This window comes from Spirosoma sp., from assembly GCF_048594605.1.
GTDB lineage: Bacteria > Bacteroidota > Bacteroidia > Cytophagales > Spirosomataceae > Spirosoma.
The window spans coordinates 1-3,464 of the sequence record NZ_JBMDWV010000150.1 but is presented as its reverse complement, the minus strand read 5'-3'; the positions used below and the strand labels follow the sequence as shown (position 1 = coordinate 3,464).

Annotated in this window: 5 protein-coding genes; 2 read left to right on the top strand and 3 right to left on the bottom strand. The window is 47.9% G+C overall.

What is annotated here, in order from left to right; genetic code table 11:
* Together ACOJS8_RS09690 and ACOJS8_RS09685 are read left to right on the top strand one after the other, a co-directional pair.
* Positions 1-624: DUF1501 domain-containing protein (locus tag ACOJS8_RS09690; protein WP_420148336.1), on the top strand; the 624-nt coding region annotated here is incomplete at its 5' end.
* Between the two features lie 103 nt (positions 625-727).
* On the top strand, positions 728-1,120 hold the full coding sequence (locus ACOJS8_RS09685) for a DMT family transporter (RefSeq protein ID WP_420148335.1): 393 nt from the start codon (positions 728-730) through the stop codon (positions 1,118-1,120).
* 19 nt (positions 1,121-1,139) lie between these two features.
* Here ACOJS8_RS09685 and gatC read toward each other — a convergent pair whose 3' ends face one another.
* From gatC to purH, 3 genes are all read right to left on the bottom strand, one after another.
* Positions 1,140-1,427, bottom strand: a complete 288-nt coding sequence (gatC, locus tag ACOJS8_RS09680; RefSeq protein ID WP_420148334.1) for an Asp-tRNA(Asn)/Glu-tRNA(Gln) amidotransferase subunit GatC — start codon at positions 1,425-1,427, stop codon at positions 1,140-1,142.
* 33 nt (positions 1,428-1,460) lie between these two features.
* Entirely contained in the window at positions 1,461-2,186 is a 726-nt protein-coding gene (locus tag ACOJS8_RS09675) for a lysophospholipid acyltransferase family protein (RefSeq protein ID WP_420148333.1), read from the bottom strand.
* Between the two features lie 54 nt (positions 2,187-2,240).
* Positions 2,241-3,464: bifunctional phosphoribosylaminoimidazolecarboxamide formyltransferase/IMP cyclohydrolase (gene purH, locus ACOJS8_RS09670; protein ID WP_420148332.1), on the bottom strand; the 1,224-nt coding region annotated here is incomplete at its 5' end.

The following is a 3,464-nucleotide window of genomic DNA, read 5'->3' as shown; positions in this document are numbered from 1 at the left end:
GAGATGGCGTACCGGATGCAAACGTCGGTGCCCGAAACACTCGACCTGTCCAAAGAACCGGATTACATCTTCAACCTATACGGTCCTGAGAGCCGCAAACCGGGCACCTATGCCGCCAATTGCCTGCTGGCCCGCAAGTTGGCCGAGAAAGACGTGCGATTTATTCAGTTGTACCACCAGGGTTGGGACCAGCACGGCAACTTGCCCAACGATATTAAGCTAATGGCCAAATCAGTAGACCAAGCTTCGGCTGCCCTGATTAAAGATTTAAAACAACGCGGCTTGCTGGATGATACGTTGGTAGTCTGGGGGGGTGAATTTGGACGCACACCGATGCAGGAAAATCGCGATGGGCAGGTATTACCGTTTATGGGCCGCGACCATCACCTTGATGCGTTCACTGTCTGGATGGCCGGTGGTGGCGTCAAGCGGGGATTTTCCTACGGCGAAACGGATGATATTGGTTATTACGGGGTTAAAGACAAAGTACACGTTCATGACCTGCAGGCTACTATCCTGCACTTGCTCGGTTTCGACCACACAAAACTAACGTATCAGTTTCAGGGCCGCCCATTCCGACTGACCGACGTAGCGGGTAAAATCGTTAAGCCCATCCTGGCATAGTTGTTTATGGCTTTGCTTATCAAAATGTCTAAAAGCTCTTATTGGCTTTTAGACATTTTGTCTTTTTACGAGTTATAGTAAAATAAAAGCAGTAAGGAGACTTATGATACCGCAAAGCATTTTGTCCTGGCTGTATTTGTTAGGGGCAGCAGCCTGCGAAATGGTCTGGACATACGCACTTAAATACATGCAGTGGGACGCCCTGAAATCACTACGGTGGAATACGTTTTACCGACCTGATGGAGGTTTGCCAATTGTATTGCCCTGGATAGCCTACATTATCTTTGGAATAGCAACAACGCTAATGCTGGCTGCAGCCATGCGCACCGTATCGACGACAACGGCTTTCGCTGTCTGGACGGCTGTCACGCTGGTATTCGTTAAAGCTGCGGATGTTCTTTGGTTGAAATTAAGCTGGTCCTGGACAGAAGTATTTTTTATTATGCTGATCACCGTAGGCATTATTGGCTTAAAGCTTACCGGGCCAGTAGAGTGACGCACAACGTGAATTAATTTTATTCCAGTACTTTTGGCACTTCAAAAAAGCGCTTGTCATGCTGTGGAGCGTTGGCGAGTGCCTGCTCACGCGGAAGGTGATTGCCTACTACGTCGTCGCGCAGTACGTTTGTTTCGGCAGAAATGTGGGTTAGTGGTTCAACTCCCGACGTATCTACTTCGTTAAGCTGTTCCATCCAGGTCAGTACGCCGTTTAGGCTGGTAAGTAATTCAGCTTCCTCTTCCGGACGAACCTCGAGCCGGGCCAGATGCGCGATTTTATGTAGGGTTTCCTGATCTACTTTCATAATCTAATCAGTGGTAAATGATTGAATAAGCAACTAGGCCGCTACATTCTTTTCACTCATTAATTCGGTGTCTATAATCTGATACGTCTCCTGTTTCAATCGATCGACATCTGTTTGCGTCATTCCTACTGTTTCGATGGGTGGATGAATGACTGCTCGCAATACGTGTCGGTGAAAACGAATCGGACTCTTGTCGGGCAGAATCTGATAGTTGTTCAACAACGTAATAGGCACAATGGGCACTTGCTGCTGAATTGCCATTTTGAAGGCACCATCTTTGAAGGCTACCATCTGGGGCGGTTCGGGTGCCCGAATTCCTCCTTCCGGAAAAATCATGATGCTACGTCCTGAAGCTAATGTTCGGATTGATTTAGCTAACGAATACGCCCGGCTATTTGGCTGAGAACGGTCCACCTGAACATGCAGCTTGGCAAACATATAGCCTAACAGCGGAATATGTTTTACTTCGCTTTTTCCGACAAAGGCGTAATAGTTATCAATGATTACACCCATAGCGGCAATATCCAGATAGGAAAAGTGATTCGCACAAATGACGTAAACACCTCTTGGATCAGGTTTAAAACGGTATTCGACTCGGACGGAAATACCTACACCCAGAAAAAAAAGCTTTCCCCAGATGGCGTTAATTTTATGCGCCAGCGGCTTCCATTCGTTACGTTGCAGAAACACAAACTGGAATGGAAATAGCACCAGATAAAGCGATACTAACCAAATTGCGCACCAGATTGTGTAGAGCATAGTGATTTGAACAATCTGAACCAGAACAAAAATTCGGATTCAGATTGTCTGCAGTTAATGTTTGAAATGGCGCACACCTGTTGTAACCATCGCCAGACCGTGCTGATTGCAATAATCAATTGAATCCTGATCGCGGATGGAGCCGCCGGGTTGTACTACCGCTGTTATACCCGCCTGACCGGCAATTTCGACGCAGTCGGGGAATGGGAAAAACGCATCGGATGCCATAACTGAACCGCTCAGGTCAAATCCAAATGTATGCGCTTTTTCAATGGCCTGCTTCAATGCATCGACGCGAGAGGTTTGCCCAACGCCACTAGCCAGCAGTTGTCCCTCTTTCGCCAGTACAATCGTATTCGATTTGGTATGCTTGCACACTTTCAGCGCAAATTCCAAGGCTCGTACTTCGCGTTCAGTCGGGGCTTTTTCGGTAACGGTTTTGAACTGCCCGGCCGTTTCTGTCTGGTTATCTTTGTCCTGTTCCAGTACGCCGTTCAGAATTGTTTTAAACATAACCGTTGGCAGTTCGACAGGCTTGCGACGTAGCAGAATCCGGTTCTTTTTTGACTTAAGCAATGTCAGGGCTTCCGGCGTATAATCGGGCGCAATCAGAATTTCCATGAACAGTTTGTTCAACTCTTCTGCCGTTTCCAGATCAACGGGTACGTTGGAAATAATAACCCCGCCAAAAGCAGATACAGGATCGCAGGCAAGCGCGTTCAGGTAAGCTTCTTTAGCCGTCGACGCCGTCGCAATGCCGCAGGCGTTGGTGTGTTTGATAATGGCAAAAGCGGCCTGCGAACCGTCTGCGGCCGGAAATTCGTCAATCAGGCTTACACAGGCGTCAATGTCTACAAGGTTATTGTAGGATAACTCTTTTCCATGCAGTTTATCAAACATAGCGCTCAGATCACCGTAGAAACTGGCCTGTTGGTGTGGATTTTCGCCGTATCGCAGGTGATTGGCGGGAAGCGACTTGAAATTATAGATTGGTCCTTCGTAATCGGTTCCCTGGGCGTTCTCTTCGTTGAAGTACGCTTGAATGGCTGTATCGTAGTGCGATGTAACTGAAAAGGCTCTACCAGCGTACTGACGCCGATCCGCTAAATCTGTCGCACCTGCTTTCTGGGTTAGTAATTCCACTACGTCGGCATACTGGCTGCGCGATGAAACGATCAATACGTCATTGTAATTCTTGGCAGCCGCCCGAATCAAAGAAATTCCTCCAATGTCGATCTTTTCAATGATATCCGCATCCGAAGCACCCGACGCTACGGT